13 protein-coding genes are annotated in these 20,236 nt (G+C 49.5%); 3 read left to right on the forward strand and 10 right to left on the reverse strand.

The features are described 5' to 3' along the window. The first annotated feature begins 15 nt into the window (after positions 1 to 15). A complete protein-coding gene (locus AC3WRW_RS21285; RefSeq protein WP_492548302.1) occupies positions 16 to 1,248 on the forward strand; it encodes a dipeptidase in 1,233 nt (410 codons plus the stop codon). A 230-nt stretch (positions 1,249 to 1,478) separates the two neighbouring features. On the opposite strand, the gene AC3WRW_RS21290 is transcribed toward AC3WRW_RS21285, so the two are convergent. The 8 genes from AC3WRW_RS21290 to AC3WRW_RS21325 form a co-directional block, all read right to left on the reverse strand. Next, a complete protein-coding gene (locus AC3WRW_RS21290) occupies positions 1,479 to 2,831 on the reverse strand; it encodes a sulfatase family protein (protein ID WP_492548303.1) in 1,353 nt (450 codons plus the stop codon). Positions 2,832 to 2,861: 30 nt separating this feature from the next. Further along, complete coding sequence (locus tag AC3WRW_RS21295) at positions 2,862 to 3,752, reverse strand: carbohydrate ABC transporter permease (protein ID WP_492548304.1); 891 nt, start codon at positions 3,750 to 3,752, stop codon at positions 2,862 to 2,864. 12 nt (positions 3,753 to 3,764) lie between these two features. After that, positions 3,765 to 4,649: a carbohydrate ABC transporter permease gene (locus tag AC3WRW_RS21300; protein ID WP_492548305.1), complete on the reverse strand. Its 885-nt coding sequence runs from the start codon at positions 4,647 to 4,649 to the stop codon at positions 3,765 to 3,767. Between the two features lie 83 nt (positions 4,650 to 4,732). Then, entirely contained in the window at positions 4,733 to 6,064 is a 1,332-nt protein-coding gene (locus AC3WRW_RS21305; protein ID WP_492548306.1) for an ABC transporter substrate-binding protein, read from the reverse strand. A 165-nt stretch (positions 6,065 to 6,229) separates the two neighbouring features. Then, positions 6,230 to 7,861: a response regulator transcription factor gene (locus tag AC3WRW_RS21310; RefSeq protein WP_492548307.1), complete on the reverse strand. Its 1,632-nt coding sequence runs from the start codon at positions 7,859 to 7,861 to the stop codon at positions 6,230 to 6,232. Continuing rightward, a complete protein-coding gene (locus tag AC3WRW_RS21315; protein WP_492548308.1) occupies positions 7,858 to 9,663 on the reverse strand; it encodes a cache domain-containing sensor histidine kinase in 1,806 nt (601 codons plus the stop codon). Before AC3WRW_RS21315 ends, AC3WRW_RS21310 begins: the two co-directional genes overlap by 4 nt. A 42-nt stretch (positions 9,664 to 9,705) precedes the next feature. Then, on the reverse strand, positions 9,706 to 10,674 hold the full coding sequence (locus AC3WRW_RS21320; RefSeq protein ID WP_492548309.1) for a formylglycine-generating enzyme family protein: 969 nt from the start codon (positions 10,672 to 10,674) through the stop codon (positions 9,706 to 9,708). A 260-nt stretch (positions 10,675 to 10,934) separates the two neighbouring features. Then, complete coding sequence (locus tag AC3WRW_RS21325) at positions 10,935 to 13,271, reverse strand: glycoside hydrolase (RefSeq protein WP_492548310.1); 2,337 nt, start codon at positions 13,269 to 13,271, stop codon at positions 10,935 to 10,937. 181 nt (positions 13,272 to 13,452) lie between these two features. Here AC3WRW_RS21325 and AC3WRW_RS21330 point away from each other — a divergent pair, with 181 nt between their 5' ends. Both AC3WRW_RS21330 and AC3WRW_RS21335 read left to right on the forward strand, forming a co-directional pair. Further along, the gene (locus AC3WRW_RS21330) at positions 13,453 to 14,100 is read left to right on the forward strand and encodes a response regulator transcription factor (protein WP_492548311.1); all 648 of its coding nucleotides are present in this window, start codon (positions 13,453 to 13,455) and stop codon (positions 14,098 to 14,100) included. Continuing rightward, a complete protein-coding gene (locus AC3WRW_RS21335; RefSeq protein ID WP_492548312.1) occupies positions 14,093 to 15,472 on the forward strand; it encodes a sensor histidine kinase in 1,380 nt (459 codons plus the stop codon). The genes AC3WRW_RS21330 and AC3WRW_RS21335 overlap by 8 nt, the downstream gene beginning before the upstream one ends. A gap of 35 nt (positions 15,473 to 15,507) precedes the next feature. Here the strand turns inward: AC3WRW_RS21335 and AC3WRW_RS21340 are convergent, their stop codons facing one another. Both AC3WRW_RS21340 and AC3WRW_RS21345 read right to left on the reverse strand, forming a co-directional pair. Next, a complete protein-coding gene (locus AC3WRW_RS21340; protein WP_492548313.1) occupies positions 15,508 to 18,099 on the reverse strand; it encodes a LamG-like jellyroll fold domain-containing protein in 2,592 nt (863 codons plus the stop codon). 57 nt (positions 18,100 to 18,156) lie between these two features. Further along, positions 18,157 to 20,136 carry an RICIN domain-containing protein gene (locus AC3WRW_RS21345; protein ID WP_492548314.1) on the reverse strand — a complete coding sequence of 660 codons (1,980 nt, stop codon included), beginning with the start codon at positions 20,134 to 20,136 and terminating at the stop codon, positions 18,157 to 18,159. Positions 20,137 to 20,236: the final 100 nt, after the last annotated feature.

Raw genomic sequence — 20,236 nt, forward strand, 5'->3', positions numbered from 1 at the left:
AGGCGTGTTCCCATCATGAATAAGAAAAATTATCGCGGTTACCAATCCTATCAATATCTTGAGCCAGGCGTTGATTTCAAAAGCTTCGAGCTCGTTAAAGAAACGACGCTCTTCCCGGAATATATCGTTCCCGTTACAACAGATGAGGAAGCGCGCGTGAAACGTTTATTAGAAGAAAACATCGTCATTTCCTTGCACGAGCATACGTTTAAAGCACCGGCTAATTTGAATGAATTCCTGGAATTCCGCCGCTGGGGCCGCGATTTCACCGGTTACGAGGGCTTGTCCCGCTCCGGGCTGGATTGCGTGTTCGACAATTTGATGAACGGCACCGCCATGATTACTTCCCGCGGAGGATGGAAGTGGGACGATATTATTTATGACCTCGGCATGCGACTGAGCGATATCGCCCATCAAGATATGGTCATCATGGGCTTGACGACGGATGATATCCGCCGTGCCAAACAAAACGGCCAAATCTCGTTCGTTGCTTCCATCGAAGGGGCTAGCATGATCGAAAATGAGCTGGATCGCCTGGACATTCTGTACGGATTCGGCGTGCGCTGCATGGGAATTGCTTACAGCGAAGGCAATTCGCTCGGCATGGGCCTGAAAGAAGCAAGCGGAGGCTTAACCGCGTTCGGCAAACAGGCTGTGCAGCGGATGAATAAGCTCGGCATCGCCATCGACGTATCCCACTCCAACGACCAGACTTCTTTGGACACGATTGAAGCGAGCGATAAGCCAATCTTTATCACGCATGCCGGCGCCCGCGCGTTGTGGAACACAAACCGTCTTAAGCCGGACGACGTTATTAAAGCATGTGCGGCCAAAGGTGGCGTCGTCGCCATCGAAGCTGCGCCGCATACTACGATCACTCAGAACCACCCACGGCATAATATCGAATCCTTCATGGAGCATTTCGAATATTGCGTTAATCTTGTAGGCATCGATCACGTGACCTTCGGTCCGGATACCCTGTTCGGCGACCATGTCGGCATTCATAAAGCGCTGTCCGAGGCGCTGTCGCTTTCCGCTTCCAAAGGCAATATGCCTTACGAAAAAGTCGACTATGTACAAGGCTTGGAAAACCCGGGCGATTGCTTTCCAAATATCGTGCGCTGGCTCGTGAAACACGGCTACTCCGATCAGGACATCGCGAAAGTCATCGGCGGCAACACGATGCGCGTTCTGGAGGAAGTATGGTGCAATCCTAGACTTCAAGGTCACGGGCCGCAGTTCAAATAGCAGACAAACAGCTGGAGCCTTGGACTGGAATAAAGCCCTGAACTTCCGCTGTTTCGATGAATGAACGTTCCGCGTCGTATTGGATTTAGAGGAATGTCTTCCTCCAACTCCATTGGCAGTGTAAGTTGGTTCAAGGTATATCGAATGTACAAAGAAACCGTTCCTTTCGTAAGTGGATGGGTGCTACCTCCATTTACCAAAGAACGGTTTCATTTTGTTTGCATAGCGCGCTAGGCTTGCACGTCCTCCCGGTCCACCCACCGCTGCCCCGAGTCAATGACCGGTGCCGGCACAATCTCCGGGACCGTCTTCTCGCCGGCTTCCGCCATACGCCGAAGCAGCCTTGCCTTCATGGCGTCGGCGACTTCGCGATGCGAAGCGACGCCAATGAGATTGCGCAGCTCGTACGGGTCGGAGACCAAATCGTACAAGTAGCTCTCCTCATAGAGATCGGAGCCCGCATCGTTGAAGGCATGCTTCTGAGGCGCCGACACGCCATACTTCCAGCGCTTCGTTCTCACCGCGCGGCCGACCTCCGATTCGCTGATCTGCACGTACGCTTCCTCCGGCCATGCCTCCGCCGTGCCGCGTACCAACGGCAGCATCGAGCGCCCCTGCATCTCGGCCGGAACCGGGATGCCGGCTGCATCCAGCAGCGTCGGAGGCAGGTCGATCAAGCTGACCAGCTCGCGCACCTGCCGGCCGCCGAAGAAGCCGGGACCGGTCATCGCCGTCGGGACGCGAATCGAGGCGTCATGGCCGGAGCGCTTGTATTCCCCGTTGCGCGTCTTGAAATGATTGCCGTGATCCGATGTGAAGAGCACGATCGTATTGTCGCTAAGCTGCAGCGATTTGAGCGCGTCCTGCACCCGGCCGAACGCTTCGTCCAGCCGCTTGACCATGCCGTAATAGCCGGCGATATGCTCATGCGTCGTGCCCCCAAGCGCTGCCAAATCCTGCGGAATCCACCCGCCCCTGTACCGCTCGGCGTAGCCGTCCGGCGCCGGGTAGTCGTCGCGGTGATTCTGATGGTGCGGCTCCAAATACGAGACGAAGAGGAAGAAAGGATTTTCCTGATGGCAGTCAATAAACCGTATGGCCGCATCCGTCATCGCATCGACACGGTAACCGGGAAGCTTGACGGCTTGCCCGTCATTATTATAGAGAACCGTGTTATACGCATCGGAGCAAAATTCCAACACATCGGCAGCCAGCCACTCTTGGTACCCGCCGCGCTTGGAAGCCGGCACCGGCTCCTCGTGCGCCAGATGCCACTTTCCGATATAGCCGGTGCGGTAGCCCGCTTCATTGAAATAGTCCGCTAGCGTCCGCTCCCCTTCCGGCAGCGGAATTCCATTGATATAGCAGCCCGTTGTTGTCGCATATTTGCCGGTCTGCAGGCACGATCTTGCCGGTCCGCACACCGGCTGGCACGTAAAGGAATGCGTGAAATGCGCCCCCTCCAGCGCCATGCGGTCGAAATTCGGCATCAAGCCGAGTGGATTGCCATGCAGGCCCGAGGTATCCCAACGCTGTTGGTCTGTGAAAAAGACAATGACATTCGGTCGTTTCTTGGTTTCCATTTTGCTCCTCCTTCTATCCAGCCAATCGAATTATTCTTTTACGCCGCCGGCGGTTAATCCTTCAACCATATAACGCTGCAGGAACATAAATACGATAAGCAAAGGAATTGTCGCTGCAGCCGCTGCTGCCGTCGCTCCTGACCAGTTCGCAGAATACTCGCCGAGATACGTCAGCGACAACCCCGGACTCAGCGTTCTTTTGCCAATGTCGCTGACCAGCGTCATCCCGAACAGAAAGTCGTCCCACGCGATAAGAAACGTGTAAATGGCAATCGCCATAATACCCGGCTTGGAGAGCGGGACGATGACGGTGAACAGCGTTTTGAAACGGGAGGCGCCGTCAATTTCCGCCGCTTCCTCCAGTTCTTTGGAGATCCCGTTGAAGAAAGTTCGCATCAGCATAATGCTGAACGGCAGCGATGTGGACGTTGAAGCCAGAATCAGCACATAATGCGTGTTGAGTAAATGCAGCGACTGATATTGGGAATAAAGACCGATAACCAGCGTTACCGTCGGGAACATTTGCGCAGACAGAAACAGCAGCGTCAATAAATTGCTTCCTTTAAATCTGAACCGGGACAAGGCATAACCGGCAAAAATGGACACGAAGATACAAACGATCGTTGCGCCTGAAGCGACAAGCAATGTGTTTTTATAAAAGGTGAGAAACACCGATGATTTCAAAATTTCGATATAGCTTGCAAAAGAAGGATGAAGCGGAAACCACTTCGGCGGAAGCTGCAGCAGCTCCGCATTCGAATGCAAGGAAGTCACGATGATCCAGTAAACCGGAAACAACAGGAACAGAAGAATCGCCGCGAGAAACAGATAGCTGCCCGTCTCGCTGCTTCGTGTTTTGGATTTCGTTTTGTGTGCGCTGGACGCGTTTGCGATAGGCACAGATTTGGATGTTACATTCACGCCGCATACCCCCTATCTTTCGTCCCGATTCATCAGACGCGTGAATACCATTGAGAATACAAACAAGAGAACCAGCCAAATCACGCCAATAGCCGAAGCTTTGCCCATTTCATATTTGGAGAATGCCGTCAAATACGTCATGATGGCCAGCGAGGTCGTGCTGTTCGCAGGTCCGCCATTCGTTAAAGTAAAGAATAACGTGAACATTTGAAAGTTATTGACAATCATAATCAAGGTTACGCTGCTGATGACCGGCTTAAGCATAGGCAGTGTAATGCGGGTAAAAATCCGCCAACTGCCGGCTCCGTCGATTCGTGCGGCTTCATATAAGCTTGCCGAAATGCCTTGCAGCCCGGCTAGCAGCATAACGGCTACCAGCGGCGTTTGACGGAATACGGCCACGACAATAATGCTCGGCAGCGCTGCGCTTGTGGAATGAAGCCAGTTGATGTTCTCTTTGACGATCCCGAGATGAACCAGCGTGTAGTTCAGGACGCCGTAATCTCCTTGATAAATCCACATAAAGATGAGCGCCGTAACGATTGTCGGAATCGCCCAAGGAATCATAATAATGCTCCGGAAAAAACCGCGGAATTTGATATTCCGGTTCAAGACAACCGCGAGCGCCATGCCGAGTACCAAATCGAAAACAACGGTAACAACAACGTAATTCAGCGTGACTTTCAGGGAATGATAAAATTCCGAAGAACGAAGCAGCTCTGTGTAATTCGCAAAATGGTTCCATTGCTTATCCGGCGAGAGCAGCGAATAATCGGTAAAGCTCATGAGGACCGACTTGATGAGCGGACTGATAATCGTCAGCGCCAGCAAAGCGATAGAAGGCAGAAGCAGTACGGTTGCAAAGATGATGTTTTTGTGGTTCCGGGTTAGATTCACTTTCTCTCCCTCCATCCTGTTTCGGGTGCTTTTGGCATAAAAAAAAGGGGAAGCGCAGTCACGCCTCCGCCTGATTCCGATCTCTACTTTTTGTACAGCTCTTTAATTTTGGGCACAACCGTGGAAATCGCTTCGTCCGGCGTTTTGCCGCCTTCGGTGACGATCACGATCATATCGGTCGAGGTTTTCATCGCATTATCGAATTTCGGATTCACAGCCGGAAGCGGCGAAGCCGATTTCATTTGTTCGTTAAACACTTTCGAGTAATTGTCTTCATTCATTTCAGGCAGCGCTGCGACCGATTTGCGGGAGGACATGACGCCGTTCAGCTTGTGGTAAATGCCCATCGCCTCTTTCGATACGAGGAATTTCACAAATTCCGCCGCTTCTTTCTTGTTCTTGCCGCCGGCCGACACGATCAGCTGATGCTCGGTGAAGAACGTTTCGCTTTTGCCCGTTTTGCCGACAGGCACAGTTGTAACGCCCCATTCTTTATCAAATTCCGCGCCTTTGCCGCTCATATTGCGGAAGTTCGTACGTCCAAAGTCTCCGTCTATCAGCATGCCCAGTGCTCCGGTTGCAAACATCGGACGCAGATCGGACATCATGGCGCCTTTTGGCGAAACTTTGCTGCCAATCATATCCTTCAGGTAGGAAAGCGCATCCTTCAAACCCGTCCCTTGATCGTAAACAATATTGCCTTGCGCATCGACAAACTTCCCGCCGTACGAATAAGCGATTCGAAGCAGCATGTTCCCGGTATAGGAGTCGGAAGCGCCATTTTCACCCATGCCATAAATGGGAGTGCCTTTCTCATCTTTGCCGAGAGCGGCGATTTTCTTAGCATCCTGAATCATCTCATCCCACGTTGCCGGCGGCTTCTCCGGATCAAGTCCCGCTTTTTTGAAAAGCGTTTTGTTCCAGAACAGCGCGCTCGGATGCGGTGCCCAAGGCATTGCCATCAGTTTGTTCTCATAAGTCACACCGGCTTTGCTGCCGTCAACGATGTCATTCGACATATCAGCGCCCAGCAGATCGTTCAGCGGCTCGACGATTTTGGCACCGACAAACGCCGGCGTGAAATTTTGGTTGGACATCGTGACATCCGGCGGATTGCCGCCTGACGAGCTGACAAGCACCTGATCCTTGAATTGGGCAAACGGAATGCCGATCGATTTCACTTTAATATTGGGATGCGTCTTCTCAAACTCGGCAATCAGCTGGTTATAGGCTTCCTTGGTGCCGTCCTCGACGGATATCCAGTTCGCAAAAGAGATTTCAACCTGCTTGCCGCTTTGCCCTCCGGTCGGTGCAGCCGAGCCTGTTGCAGAGTTCGTAGCTGATCCGCAAGCTGTCAGCATTACCATAAGACTGAGCGTTGTCGCGCTTACTACCATTTTCCCCCGTGGTTTCACACATTTCCCGCCTTTTAACTATTTTTTCGGCTTGCCTTGCTGCCGTACCCTTATTATAGGCAAGCGATCTCCTGATTTTTGTTCTTTTATTCGGCATCTTTGGTCATGTTTTCGTATACGAAAAAGACCCTTCTACTCCTAATGACGAAGAAGGATCTGCTGCGATTACCCCTTATGTCGCTTAAATTCGAGCGGGGTCATCCCTGTAACCTTTTTAAAAACTTTCGATAAATAGCTGCCATCCGGATAGCCAACCTTATCGCAAAGCTGGCCGATAGGCGTCTTGCCTTCTATAATCAGTTCTTTCGCCTTCTCAATTCGCACATTCGTCAAAAAGTCGTTGAAGCTGACGCCGGATTCTTTCTTAAACAGCTCGCTCAAATAGTTGCGGTTCAGGTGGACATGATCCGCAGCTTCCTGCAGGGAAACCCCTTCCGCATAATGGGCTCTGACATAATCGCACACTTTGCGGATCGCATCATTGTACGGATATTGGGAATGGTACGCTTCTTGAATGGCTTGCTCAGCGCGCGCAAGCAGCCAGCAGCTCACGTGTTCAAAGGTCGGCAAGGCTGCAATAACCTCATGCGGTCTCTCGGCTTCCTGCGGTTGCACCGTGAGGCCGGCTGCTGCTTTTAACCGGCGCACGGTTCGCTGCAGCAAGAACACCGCTTCGATGCAAAACGCTTTCAGCTCTTTCTCTCGCCATTTCATGGATTGCCCTACCTCCGACATGACGGTACGGAGATAAGGGACAACACGATCAAACTGATCGCGGTCCAGCAGCTCGGACACATCTTCCAAATGATGTTGGCGCTCCTCCGGATCGCCGCAAGCCGGCTTGCCTTCATCCATGCACCAAGCGATGCTTCGACGCGCATAAAATTGCTTATGCCCGAGCGCCTGTTTCACCTCTTCGAACTGCTTGCTCAAGGATGCAAGCTGGAGATCGGGCATACTGAGGCCGATGCCAATAGAGACCGATAACCCCAGCAGCTCCTGCAAGTTGCCCGAAATGCGAGACGCGCAGCGCAGTGTCGTTTCACGAAGCGACTTTTCTCCCCCTTGGCCGTAATTGTACAATGCCATATAATAATGCTCTTCCGCTACGAAACAACAGCCGGTATCCGTTTCGATGCGAAGCGTTTCATCAATGATATTGATGACTGCGGAATCGAGCAGTTCCGGCTCGCTGATCTTTGCGCGTGATTTCACCTGGGCATGCTCGTCGCTGCGAATCACCATCATCATCACGTGCTTATTGCGAAGCGGAATGCGAAATAGCCGCATTTTTTCCTCAAATTCAGTCTGAAGCATACTCGCACCGCGCAGCAGATCACGGAAAAACAGGGAACGCAGCGCATATTGATTGACGTTCAATTCGCTCTTAAGACTGAACACCTCCTGCTGGCGCATCCGCTCCTTCTCAATCAATTCTTGCGCCTTGAGCAGCGCATTGCGCAGATCGTCCGGCGTGATTTCCGCCTTCAGCAAGTAGTCATGAGCCCCTGCCTTAATCGCCTCGGAGGCATAGCTGAATTCACTGTATGAGCTTAGAATGAAGCTCACAATAGAAGGGCGCTCCTCCTTCAAGCTGCGAATAAGTGCGATGCCGTCCATCACCGGCATTTTGATATCCGTAATGACTACGTCAATCTCGCAAGTTCGGCAAATTTCCAGCGCTTCCTTGCCGTTGCTGCAAGCAGCAGCCAAGTGAAAGGAAAGCCCCGTTTGGTTCAGCAATATTTCCAGCCAACGACGGATTTGCGCTTCGTCATCAACGAGTACGACATTCATTTTCGCCTCAACTCCTCTACACGCATAAAGACCGGCCAATTCAACAGAATGCTGGTTCCCTGCTCATCCGTATGCAGCACTTGCAAGCCGTACTTTTCCCCGAAATGCGCTTTTATTCGATTCTGCACGTTGCGCAGCCCCATCCCCCCAGCCGAGGCGAGTACCCACTCCGTCAAACTAACGCCGCTTGCCCCTCCCTCCTGCGATAAAGCAATGCCGACGCCATTATCCGTAATCTGCAGTTTAATTTCGCCATCTTCCTCCCAGGCGTCGATTCGGACTATACCAGGTCCTTCTTTCGGCTCGATGCCGTGGAAAATCGCATTCTCCACTAACGGCTGCAGCAGCAATTTCAGCGTCCGGCAAGAGCCTATCCGCTCATCAATCTGAAAGCGCACCTGAAGCTTGTCATACTGGCGCGCCATTTGGATATTGACGTAATTTTGCAGGTTGTCCAGCTCTTCGGCAACGGTAATATACTCGCTTTCGTCCGAAAGCGATTTCCGGAGCAGCTTGACCAGCGAGACGATGACTTGATCAACCTTCTCTCTGGATTCCGTCAGCAGTAAAGAGCGAATAGAGGCAAGCGTGTTGTATAAAAAATGCGTATTAATCTGCGATTGCAAATTTTGCATCTCGAACTTTCGCTTTAAATCCTGCTCGACAAATACCTGATCTCTCAGCTCTTCAATGCGCTCCAACATCTGATTGAACTTCCCTGCAAGCTCCCCGATCTCGTCATTGCTTCGAATACTCGTCCGTTCGCTCAAGTCCCCCATCTCAACCCGCTTCATGCTGGCGTAGAGCTTGCGAATCGGAATCGACAGCCGGCTGGCAATGATATAGGACAGAAAGACCGAAAGGAGCATGAGGCATGCGAACACAACAAGCGTAATCCACTTGGATCTGGTCACATTTTCCAGCAGCGTATTCAGCGGCGTATAAGAGACGATGGTCCAATCCGTGCTGCTAACCTTATGGTAGGTCACAAGCATCGGTTTATCCTTCATTTTCACTTTAAAATGCCCTTCATCTCCTTGAAAGCTCGAAAAATAGGAGGCTTGCGTCAACGTCTCGCCCAGGCGGCTTTTATCTTTGGCGGAAACGATCCGGCCATGGCGGTCAAAGATCAGAATTTCTTCGTCGCCGCTGACCGTATCGGCATACTGCTTATAGAGGAAGCTTTCCCCGACGTTAATCATTAGAAGTCCCAAAATCGAATTGCTCTCAAAATCCTTCAACAAACGAACTGCCGACACATAGTATTGTTCGTTAATAGTCGGGCCGAGGCTGGGCGAAGGATTGGTTTCCCAGACGATTCCCCCGTTCTCTTTGACCGCCTCCTGAAACCAGGCGTCATTTCGAAAGGACGTAATCCCAATCTTGGGTCCATTATAAAATGTATGGAGCTCCACATTGTTAAATCCGAAGATGGAAGTGTAGTAATCAAGCCATGTATAAGCATACCGGTAAGTGACGATCAACTTGGTCAAAAACTGCCGCTGCAAACGCTCCTGATACGCATGATCGTCCGCCGGACTTTGCAGCAAAGATCGAAGCTCTTCATTTGAAAAATAAATATTGGAAATCGCCGTCAGATCCGATGCCATGATCCCTAGCTTCTGCGAAATTAAACTGAGCGATTTCAGCTTCGCTTCCGCGGCCTGTTTCTCGATGGTATTGCTCGAAATCGTAAGCGAAAGATAACTAAAAATGCTTAACGGCACAACGACCAACGCAAGAAAGGCAATCAACATCCGATGCTGTACGCTGCTGCGCTTAATGAACATCCGTTTGAACATGATTCCCCTCCCATTCCTGCCGTTATGTTGTGCGTATCATTTCTAAGCGTCTGCTGCGCAGCGGAATCCCATGTGTCCCGCCGAACTGTCGGGCGTATTTTGGCTTCTCGCTGCGACGCGGTAGCGATTGCAGTAAGATTTGTGACACAAGTAGGAGCCGCCGCGCATCACACGGTTTGTCCCGCTGTTTGGGCCTACGGGATTTACCTTTGGACCCTTCACGTGAAAGGTCGGATGAAACCAATCCGAGCACCATTCCCAAACGTTTCCTGAAGCTTGATACAAGCCGTACCCATTCGGTTCAAAAGACTTCACAGGCGCCGTTCCCATAAATCCGTCGCTCGCGTTGTTCTTTTCCGGGAATTTCCCCTGCCATATATTGCACATGTGCTTGCCTTCCGGTTTGAGCATGTCCCCCCAAGGATATCTTTTTTGAACCAAGCCTCCTCTTGCGGCAAACTCCCACTCCGCTTCTGTAGGCAGCCTTTTCCCCGCCCACTCGCAGTAAGCCTGCGCATCATGCCATGAGACATGAGTGACCGGGTGATCCAGTCTATCTTCAATCCCGGATCCCGGACCTTCCGGAGTATGCCAAAAAGCACCTTCAACCGCCAGCCACCAGGGAGTCTGCGCAGGGGAGCCTAGAATCTTGACACCGTTTTCAGGCACAAACAGATGAAACACGTACGACCATCCGAACTTTTCAGCTTCCGTTACATGGCCTGTTGCGTCTACAAAGTTCTTGAACTCGAGATTCGTTACTGTACACGGATCTATATAAAACGGGCTGACGGTTACAGATCGGACAGGCCCTTCCCCATCCGCAGGAAAGCCCTCCTGATCATCGGTACCCATGAGGAATTCTCCGCCCTGCAAAAAAAACATATTGTGCTTAGCAAGCGGCTTTATTGCAGCAGCGTGCTGCTCTTGCTTTTTAAATGGAGCGAAGGTAAGGGCTTGATTTCTCGAAACAGAGCAGCAAGACGGTTTTTCATTAGAATCAGTCATCATAAGGCCTCTCCTTCTCAAGTGAACTTTTTACTTCTGTAATCCTATGAGCTATCATCTAGATAATAACCCATTTTAAACCAAAACGGAATAAAGTATTTCGTGATAAATGATCATTTCAATTTTCAAGCCTATTATTTCATATGATATAAGCGTTATCCTCATAAAACTCAGATTCACTCGGTTAATTTATATCATTTTGGATTTAAGTGACGAAAGCCCGTACCATCAAGGCACAGGCCAACGACATCTATGTTAGGCAATCACAGCAGCTTTGCATTTGCCGCCGCGTTAAAAACTTTACGCTGCTTATTTTCATAGAGAACAGCAGATTGGGAAGGGATAACTTCACCGGCCACAGTGACCTGTTTATCAGAAAAGTTAACGATGACTTTCATGTCGTCTCCATATTGCGCGCTTTGAACAAGGCGATCCTCCGTAAGGATGGAGAACCCGCTCATTTCTCGCTTAACAGCCTCCCGATGGAAAGGGGACCATACGTTTAGAAAATCAAGCATGCTCGCTTTATCCTTCTCCCATGTTTGTCGGTCCAAATGATAGAGCGGGGGAACATTATACAGCAGCTCATAGAGCATCCGATCGGCCTCTTCGCCCTTAATCTTATAGCTGCCCCATTCCCAGTGATTCGTCGTAATAATGGTATCGTTATAGATCAGTTTATATAAAGGAAGCGAGTAGACCGGGTCGGTGTAAACTTTCTCGTACAACGATTTGAGCGGCACTGGCTTGCCATAGCGCTGGGGAATACCATCCGCCGCGTAGTAGCCTCCTACATAATAGGGGCTATCCTTCTTGTCCCGCATATCAGGATCGCCCCAGGCAATAACCGGACTTTCAATCCCTTGCGCGAACGCAATCACGCTGCTGGCAAAGTCGTTGCCGCCCTCAGAGCCGACGACCATCTTTTTCTCCTTCGCAAAATAGTCCAGCCGTTCCAAGCGTGCTTTCAAATCCTGCTGCTGCGTAGTCGGATGCGTGGGGGAGAAATCATCATAGATTTCTCCCGTGGCATCGCAGTCCACGAACCAGGAGTTAAAACCGATTCCGTCCTGCAGAATGCCGGACACACGCTGTTTGACGCTTGGCATAGCAAGCGTTGGGTTCAGCTTTCGACCGCGCTGCAGAAATCCGGCGATCTTCGTCCCATCTTTCCGGGCTACCGTTGCCTTCTCATACAGAGAAGGATCCGGGAAGGACGCTGTATTCCAGGAAGGGTCCGCTTTTTCATGGATGGAATGATAGGAGTCATAAGGAGCAATAAGATAGCCGTCCTTGCTTCCCTCATTTACCATGTGGGGATTCATCAAGCCGCTAGACCAGTTAGGAAGGCCCAACCAAGCATTTTCGATACCTGCTTCTCGCATCTCTTTAATTAGCTGCGTCGAATCGGTTTGCCCCCAATCGGGTATTTCTTTAACGGCATCCTTCAATATGCTTTTAAGCAGCAGCTTGTTCAAGTCATACAGCTTTTCCTCGCTTAACTTGTCAATCCCCGTCTCAATGAGCTTGCGGGCTTCATCGCCAGGGTTAGGGAACAGGGTGGGCGTGTACAATTCACGCATTTTCAAGGCCTGATTCAGCGCGTTCAACACGACTTTCTTCTGATATTTGTCCATATAGTCCTGTTTGGAAATTTGCTTCAGCACCTGTTCGAGCTCTTTGCTTCCATCCGTTGTACTCGCAAGAATCTTAATGAGCCATGGTCCAAGCCCTGTCGGAAGCAGCGTGCGCAGCTGAGGCCATTTGACATCGGAATCCGTAAGAATCGATTCGCTCCATAAGTAAATTTGAGGCGCTCCGTACAGCTTCCTGATATTCGGATTGAGCTTGGCTTTCTCCTCCAGGGTGACGATTTTACCTTGCTCCGCCACATAGTTCTTATAGGGCTGCACGACATTTTGCGGATCATTTTTCGCGATATAGATGCGGAATCCGTAGCTTTTATCCGAGTTAATGGAAGGGAATTGGTGTGAAAATTGAAAGGCGACATCCGGCGACGCATCGAAGTGGACTTCATTATTGAACTTGTTCGTTACCACATAGACAAGGGATGACTGATTCTTGCTAAGAGCAAAAAAGTCCATGGAGAACGACTCGCTCCAACTCAGGGTCTGATCTTTCAGAAATTCACGCCAGCTCGCGTCGTTCGCTGGAATGCGCTTGCCTTCTCCGAAAGGCAGTATGTAGCTATCCGATTTGATGGAAGGCCACTGGAACTGCTCAGCTCCGATAGATACGATACGGATGTCAAGATAATCGCTTTTCTTTTCGATACTCACGTTGACTTTATTCGGATAGGTCCATTTGACCGAGTCCTTGGTCTTCACCAGATTCGTCACCTCCGCTTTGGGGAGGGGTTCCGATGCCGGGATTCGGACACCGTCTCTGATAAGAACCAGCGTAAATGTTTCCGGATCCACTTCAAATTCGAACTGCTCCGCCGCGGCTTTCGCCGCTATCGTTTCTGTCGGCTGCAAATCAATGGTTGGTAAAAGCTGCGCATCCTCGCCGCCCCAGCATCCCGTCATGGCGAGACTTAGCATGCTTGTAACGCAAAGCGTAGCCAATTGTTTTTTCATGTTTTATCCTCCAATGCAATGATCATCGTTCGAATGCATTGTAGAAGAGCAATGTTACAGCAATGTGACGAAGTATGTAATTCAACAAACTAGTCCAACTTGAATAGTAATTTAAGATTCTGTCATACTGATGTAACAAATGAATGATATCGTTACAGCCACGTAGGAAGGAGGGTTCGGTATGAACTTGCTGCTTGCAGACGATGAGACGCTTATGCTGCAGATATTAAAAGCCTATTTCGTAAAAGAAGGATTTAACGTGCTGCTCGCTCAAGACGGCGAAGAAGCGATCGACCTCTTCTATAACCATAAAGTGGACTTGGCGATATTGGATTGGATGATGCCAAACCGCAGCGGCATTGAGGTCTGCCAAGAAATGAAGAAAACTAGCCGGACTAAGGTGCTTCTACTGACAGCCAAAGGAGGCGCGGACGACGAGTTTCTTGCGCTGCAGTCGGGGGCGGACGATTATTTGCGCAAGCCGTTTGATCCGCGAATTTTACTTTTACGGGCGAAAAAATTGCTTAACCTTACTTCTAAAACGATAATTGGCGATTTGACTGTGGATATGGAAGCCCAGAAGATTTATCGCGCCGGGAAAGACGTCCTTGCAACGAATAAGGAATTCGAATTGATGAAATATCTAATAGCGAACAAAGGGCACATCGTAACCCGCAAAATGCTGCTGGATCACGTATGGGGATTCGACTATTTCGGAGAGGAACGGACGGTTGACACACATATTCACCGGTTAAGAGAGAAGATTGGCGAGCACAGAATCGTAACGTATCGAGGGATGGGCTATAGCCTGGAGGATCGTCATGAGTAGACTGACTCGGAAGCTAATTGTACAGATCACCCTTACGTTGTGCGTTGTGTTTATCCTTTCGTTCGCCGTTAACACTTATTTACTCCCCAAATACTTTTTGTATGAGAAAAAAAACAAGCTGGACGAGCTGGTCACAGAGCTCAAGCAGATGGATTCTAAGACATTGGCCGGAAATATTGACGCAATTGAGAGCCACAATCAAGTTACGATTGTTTTCAGCTCATTGTCGGAGTCCGTCGATGATTTGAATAGCAGCTTGCTGCTGCAGCTAAACCGCAAAGGCATCACCCTAAGCAAGTTTTGGTTGACCGAGGAGAACGTTGTCATCCTCCGTGAGGGGGGACGGGTTAATAAAATCTTCGATCAAACCAAACTGAAGTCCAGCTTTCTCGTCAATTTTGTGACTATGGGGGACTCTGTATTTGCTGTAGGCGAGTCGGTTTCCCACTCAGCGGAAACGATACAGATCGTGAATCGCTTCAATGCGTATCTATGGATAGGCATGTTTTTGCTGCTTATCCTATTGGCTGTGCTTTATACGAAACGAATTGTAAAGCCACTAGCGGAACTGGTTCAGACTGCAGAGGCGATTTCCAATTTAACTTTCAGTAAGACGGATATTCGGACCGGCGATGAGATCGAATCTCTGGCTCGGAGCATTAACCAAATGAGTGACAACCTGAAGGAAGCTCATCATTCCTTGGAGGCGAAAAATGCCAATCTCCGGCATTTTATTTCGGATATATCGCATGAGCTGAAAACGCCGTTAGCGTTAATTCACGCTTACGCCTCTGGGCTGCAAGACGGCCTGGACGATGGCACCTATTCAGCCGTCATTCGGAAGCAGAGCGAAGAGATGGCCGGATTGATCGACCGGCTGCTGGAGCTGTCCAGGCTGCAAGAGGAAACCTATTTATTTGAACCTGTGGATTTCAAAAGCCTTCTTGCTGAAACGACGGCTACCTATCACAACGCTTTTCGTCAGCAAAACATCGAACTGCACTTGGACATGAATTTGACCGATGATAGCCGGGTCATGGCCGACCGGAGAAAGCTGGAATCGGTGCTGAACAACTGGATAACCAATGCGATGACCTATACGAGCGGCGGCTGCGTAAACATAAAAGTCGAAACCAAGGAGAATGCCTTACACTTCCAAATCTCGAATCCTACGAATCATGCAAACGAAGCCGAGTGGGAGCGTGTGTGGGAACCTTTCTATGTGCTGGAAAGCTCCCGCAGCAAAAAATTCAGCGGCACTGGACTCGGTTTATCCATAACCCGAACCATCCTACAGCAGCATAAAGCCTCCTTTGGCCTATCTGTGCAGGATGGCATCGTTACGTTTTACTTCGTTCTGCCTGTCTTATAAGGGAAAGTCTCCCTCTAAATGCTCTGCTAAGCCTTTTACGGATTCAACCCGTTATACACATTTTGAATCTGTGCATCCGTTAAAGCCGATTTCGTCATTAGCACTTCATCGAGCAAGCCATTCCAGTTCGCACTAGTGCTTGAAGGCGATTTGTGCGCGCCCAACCGGAAGCTGCCTGTTGCTGATTCGACCGTTACCGCAGCCGTTTTATCAAGAACGCCATTGATATATAGTTTGATCGTGCTACCACTTTTGACGAGAGCTGCATGAGTCCATATGCCGGTTGGAACGACTCCGGCAGTTGTTGTCGTTACACCGCCCAAATATGATCTTAACTGGCCTGTGCTTGCATCCCGATATAGCATGCTTCGGCCTGTAGCGCCTTCCTGACTGAAGATAGTTTGATTGGTACCAGCGCCGGAGTCTTGATCAAGTTTGACCCAAGCTGCAAAGGAGAAATCAGTAGCTGCGGGATCAAAAAAGTTCGGAATGCTTGCATAGTAAGCTCCATACGTGCTTGTGCCTGCCGGAGTCAAATGCAGCGCTCCATTCACCTTGCCATTGGAACCCCAACTTGCAGTTCCGCCCGAAGATATGAGCGTAGCTGTGTGATTGTTGCCCGAAGCATCGGATGCAGTCGTCCCCGATGTTTCATCCATCTTGTATTTCGCGGTTCCTGAATCAACGAAGGGTGGAGTCACATTGCCGCTCAACTTGATTGCAGTCATGGTGTGTGCGGGAAATGTATAACTAAACGTATTCCCTGGCACTGAAAGCGTAGAGATTAGATTAAGAACGTTAGGAGCCTGGTCTTTCTGATTGAAATCGCCAAGCGCATTGTTTTCGCCCAGCTTCCAGACCGCAGCTGTCGATCCTGGCTGATAGTTGGCGATACTGATATTTGTAGTAAAACTGCGTGAAGGATCCTCATTTAAGACAAGTAAAAATAAATCACCGTTGGCATTTTTTGTAGCCAGTGCATTTAAAGCGTTTTGACTGCCGAAGTAGGTTGGCATATTAGCAATAGTCGGTGCATTTAACGCTGTCTTTCCTGTCATGTTGGAGAGCAATTTGTACAGCTCGGCGGTTACGCTCGGAGTAAAATTGTATGTGTTTCCAAGCTGGTTGTTATTGTTAAATATTGCCATATTACCCAGACCAAGAGAATCATTTTCATCCCAGGTATCGATCAGGCTGTGTCTGTCGGCAATCTGCACGCCATTTTGCATATAGTTCATCAGGGTCTTCCCGGTATAGAGCGCAGCTCCCAGCCCTTTGAGGTAGTTTGAGTAACTGGCATAATTAGCGGCACTGGTGTCTAGGCCGGAGAAACCATATTCGGACGGGTAAGCCATGCCGCCAGAGAGCGGTTCGGCTTTCAGCTTATTCTGCAAGCCGATGACCCAATTCGACGAGTAGCCGGCGGCGACCATTGACTGCGAGTATAAATCCGTCAAACTGCTTACGCTCGTTACTTTGGTATAAGGATGCATGACCATGCCGTCATAGGATACGTTTGCATCACGGAAAGCCTGGATCGTTTGATTATCAGAAAAATTGCTGAAAATCTTAATCGAGGGGTCGACACTTTTCATAGCGGTTACATAATCTTTAAAGCCTTGATGATAAGCGCTATAAGAAATCGAAATGGTTGCGCCCGCCGGTGGAACTTTACCATGAACTCCGTCCCCGAACGTAATCAGACCGCTATTGTAATTGATTTGGTACACGGTATCAGTTGATCCGCTGCCTGCAAAGGAACTTACTCTCGTCCAAGCCGTACCGCTAATATAGAGCGTATCAGTTCCCGAAGTAGTTGGGGCTCCATAAGCAGCATATACTTGTTGACCCGGCATGCCCGTACTTGTATAGCTGCCTTTTTTTAACGAAGTCCAATCCGTTTTGAGCACGACAGGTTGTTTGGTAAATGAAACCGTACTTCCATTGATATAAGCAGTCCGGTAATCGTTATAATTAGGAATTCCATCCAACCAATAATTTTGAGGACCTGGTCCAGATTCATTTCCGATCTCAAAATACTTAACCTGATAAGGAGCGGAATGCCCATTGCTGATTCTTAATTGCACATAAGGATTATTGCTATCGGTACCATTGAGATATTGCACCAGATTAGCTGCATCGGCAGGATCTCCATTTCCTATGCCGTACATATAGCTGAGTTCAGTCCTGGTATTCTCTGCAAATTTCAGCGCTTGATCTAAATTGAAATCTACAGATTGAGAGGTCATATCCATTCCGTGAAGCTGAGGGAGCCCGCTATCGGGATTGGTGCCATTTCCGTTTCCTACAGCGCGCTGCCACTTAAATAAGTTGCCGACTGTGCCACCAGGATAACGCATCGTTTTAATGCCGGAATTCGTATAGTTGGCGTAGAAATCTGCGTACACTACCTTGTTAACGGAATCAAACATGCCCCTGCCATTTAAATTAAATCGTTGGTTAGCACCAAGAAGTAAAGGGGACACATTGGCGGCCGAAGTATTGGCATCCAGAACAATCTCTGGATTCGCCGATGCGTGAACAGCAGCCGCAGGGACCAGCATACTTGCCAAAACACATGTGCTTAATAGACATGTAAAGCGTTTTGCTACAGTTCTTGACCTCATAAGCCCTCACCTCATGAATGGATTTTTGGCAATGCATAAAACATACATGAAATTAAGCTACGGCAGGATATCAAACTTGAAATTTTGAGACCACATATTCGCATCTGAATCTTGAACGATGAGTGCGCCATCGGCATTCGAGCCGCCGCCAAGACTCAACACTTTGCCGCTGTTGCGATTCTTGATTTTATAATACCCTCCGCCTACGCCAATCAGCTGCCATTGCTGGTTAATATTCGATGTGCCGGTGTACTGAATCACTTGCGCGCCATCGGCGGTTGACGCTCCTGAAATATTAATAAATTTTCCGCTGTTCGCATTTTTGATTTTATAATAACCATCGCCCGTGTAGACGAACTGCCAAGTTTGACCCGCCGTGCCGGCCCAGGTGCGCTGCTCGGCCATGGCGCTGTCCGCTGTCGAATCTCCGACAATCCCAAGCGCTTTGCCTGACCAACGGTTGGTAATCGAATAGGTCTTGGCAGCATCCAGATTGGTTGCTATTTCGCCAATGCTCCACTTCTGACTCGCTGCGCTCGAAGCCGTCGATTGAACGGCGTTGGCATTGTCGGCTGTGGAAGCACCGCTAATATCCATCAGCTTGCCGCTGTTGCGGTTCTTAAGTTTATACAGGCCGTTGCCGTCGGCAATAATCTGCCACTGTTGATTCGGAGAAGCCGAAGATGTATATTGAATCACTTGTGCGCCATCAGCCATTGAGGCTCCGCTAATATTTAAAAACTGGCCGCTGTTGACGTTCTGAATCTTATAGTAGCCGTCGCCTGTATCGTAGAACTTCCACGATTCACTTACGGCGCCCGCATACGTATTCTGTACAGCAGATGCACCGCCCGCAGTTGAGTTGCCGGCAATCCTTAAAGCTTTGCCGCTATTTACATTGGTGATTATGTACGTCTTGGCAACGTCAATATTTACGCCAACGATACTTGGCGGACTCTGGCTCCACGTTCCTGCCGCAGCATCGATCGACCAGCTTCCATAACCGTTAATCCTAGGCACTCCTGCGCTATCAAAGGTGAACGGGTACCAATCGTTTCTTCCAACGCCTGTGCTGCCATTCGGCTTATTGCTCCAACGATCCCCGAGATACACGTACATCAATCCCGCTGTACCTTGAATGGGCAAAATTTGATCCACCTGCGTATCGAAGGAGTCTGTTGTACTTGAGCTCGTAGCGCAAACATCGGATGTCGACCAGGTGCCGGATAAGCTTGCAGCCGATGCGCAGAATGACTGGCTTGACTTCCAACCGTTAGTGGCTGAGGCAACCAGCCAATACGTCGATCCACGTTTAATCAAAGTCGATGCTTCTTTATAGCCGAAGCTTGCCCCCAGCACTTTCGTATCCTCCACAATACTTAAATAGTCCGGAGCTAACTTGCTAATTCGAACGGAAGTATTAATTCCCCAAGTGTCGCTAGTAAACGTAATATACGTACTGCCATCGTCATCAGTAAAAATGGAGCCTAAATCTCCCATCGTATAGCCGCTTGGATGCGGATCGTTGTTATTGAAAACAAACGGTCCTCCAGCCGAAGAGCTTGTTAAGTAAGTTAATCCTTTTCTAACCTTGTTTTGGAGGTTAGCCGTGCTGTTCCACTCGATTAGCATAACATACTGAGATTTTAAGCTATTATAGGCTACGACGGGTCTTCCAACCCAATCCGTGCCCGAATACCCGTTGCCGGATGGATCGGCAAAGCCGCTAAAATCGACAACATTGCCATGATTCGTCCAAGTTACCAGATCCGGCGATGTATACAGGTTCACTTTATTGGCGCCAGCAACCGAGTAATCGAGTCCGTACCAATAAAAGGTTCCCCCTTCTTGCATCATCCAGCCGCCCTGCGCCCAAATCTCATGCCCATCCGTATCATACCAAATGGAATTATTCACAATATCTTTCGAGGCCGCTTTAGCGGGCTGGGCTATGCCGAACGTCGTTAAAAGGAGTACGAAAGCCATTAGAGCGGTTAACCATTTTCTTGAATCCTGCCATACTTGCTTGTTTAACACTACAATCATCCCCTTATCCATTTTATCAAACAAAACTCACGGCAAGTCGCTACTGGGTTAGATGCTGCTGTCTTCGACTATCACATCCTTTCCAAATCAT

It is taken from the genome of Paenibacillus sp. FW126-R14, from assembly GCF_058789495.1.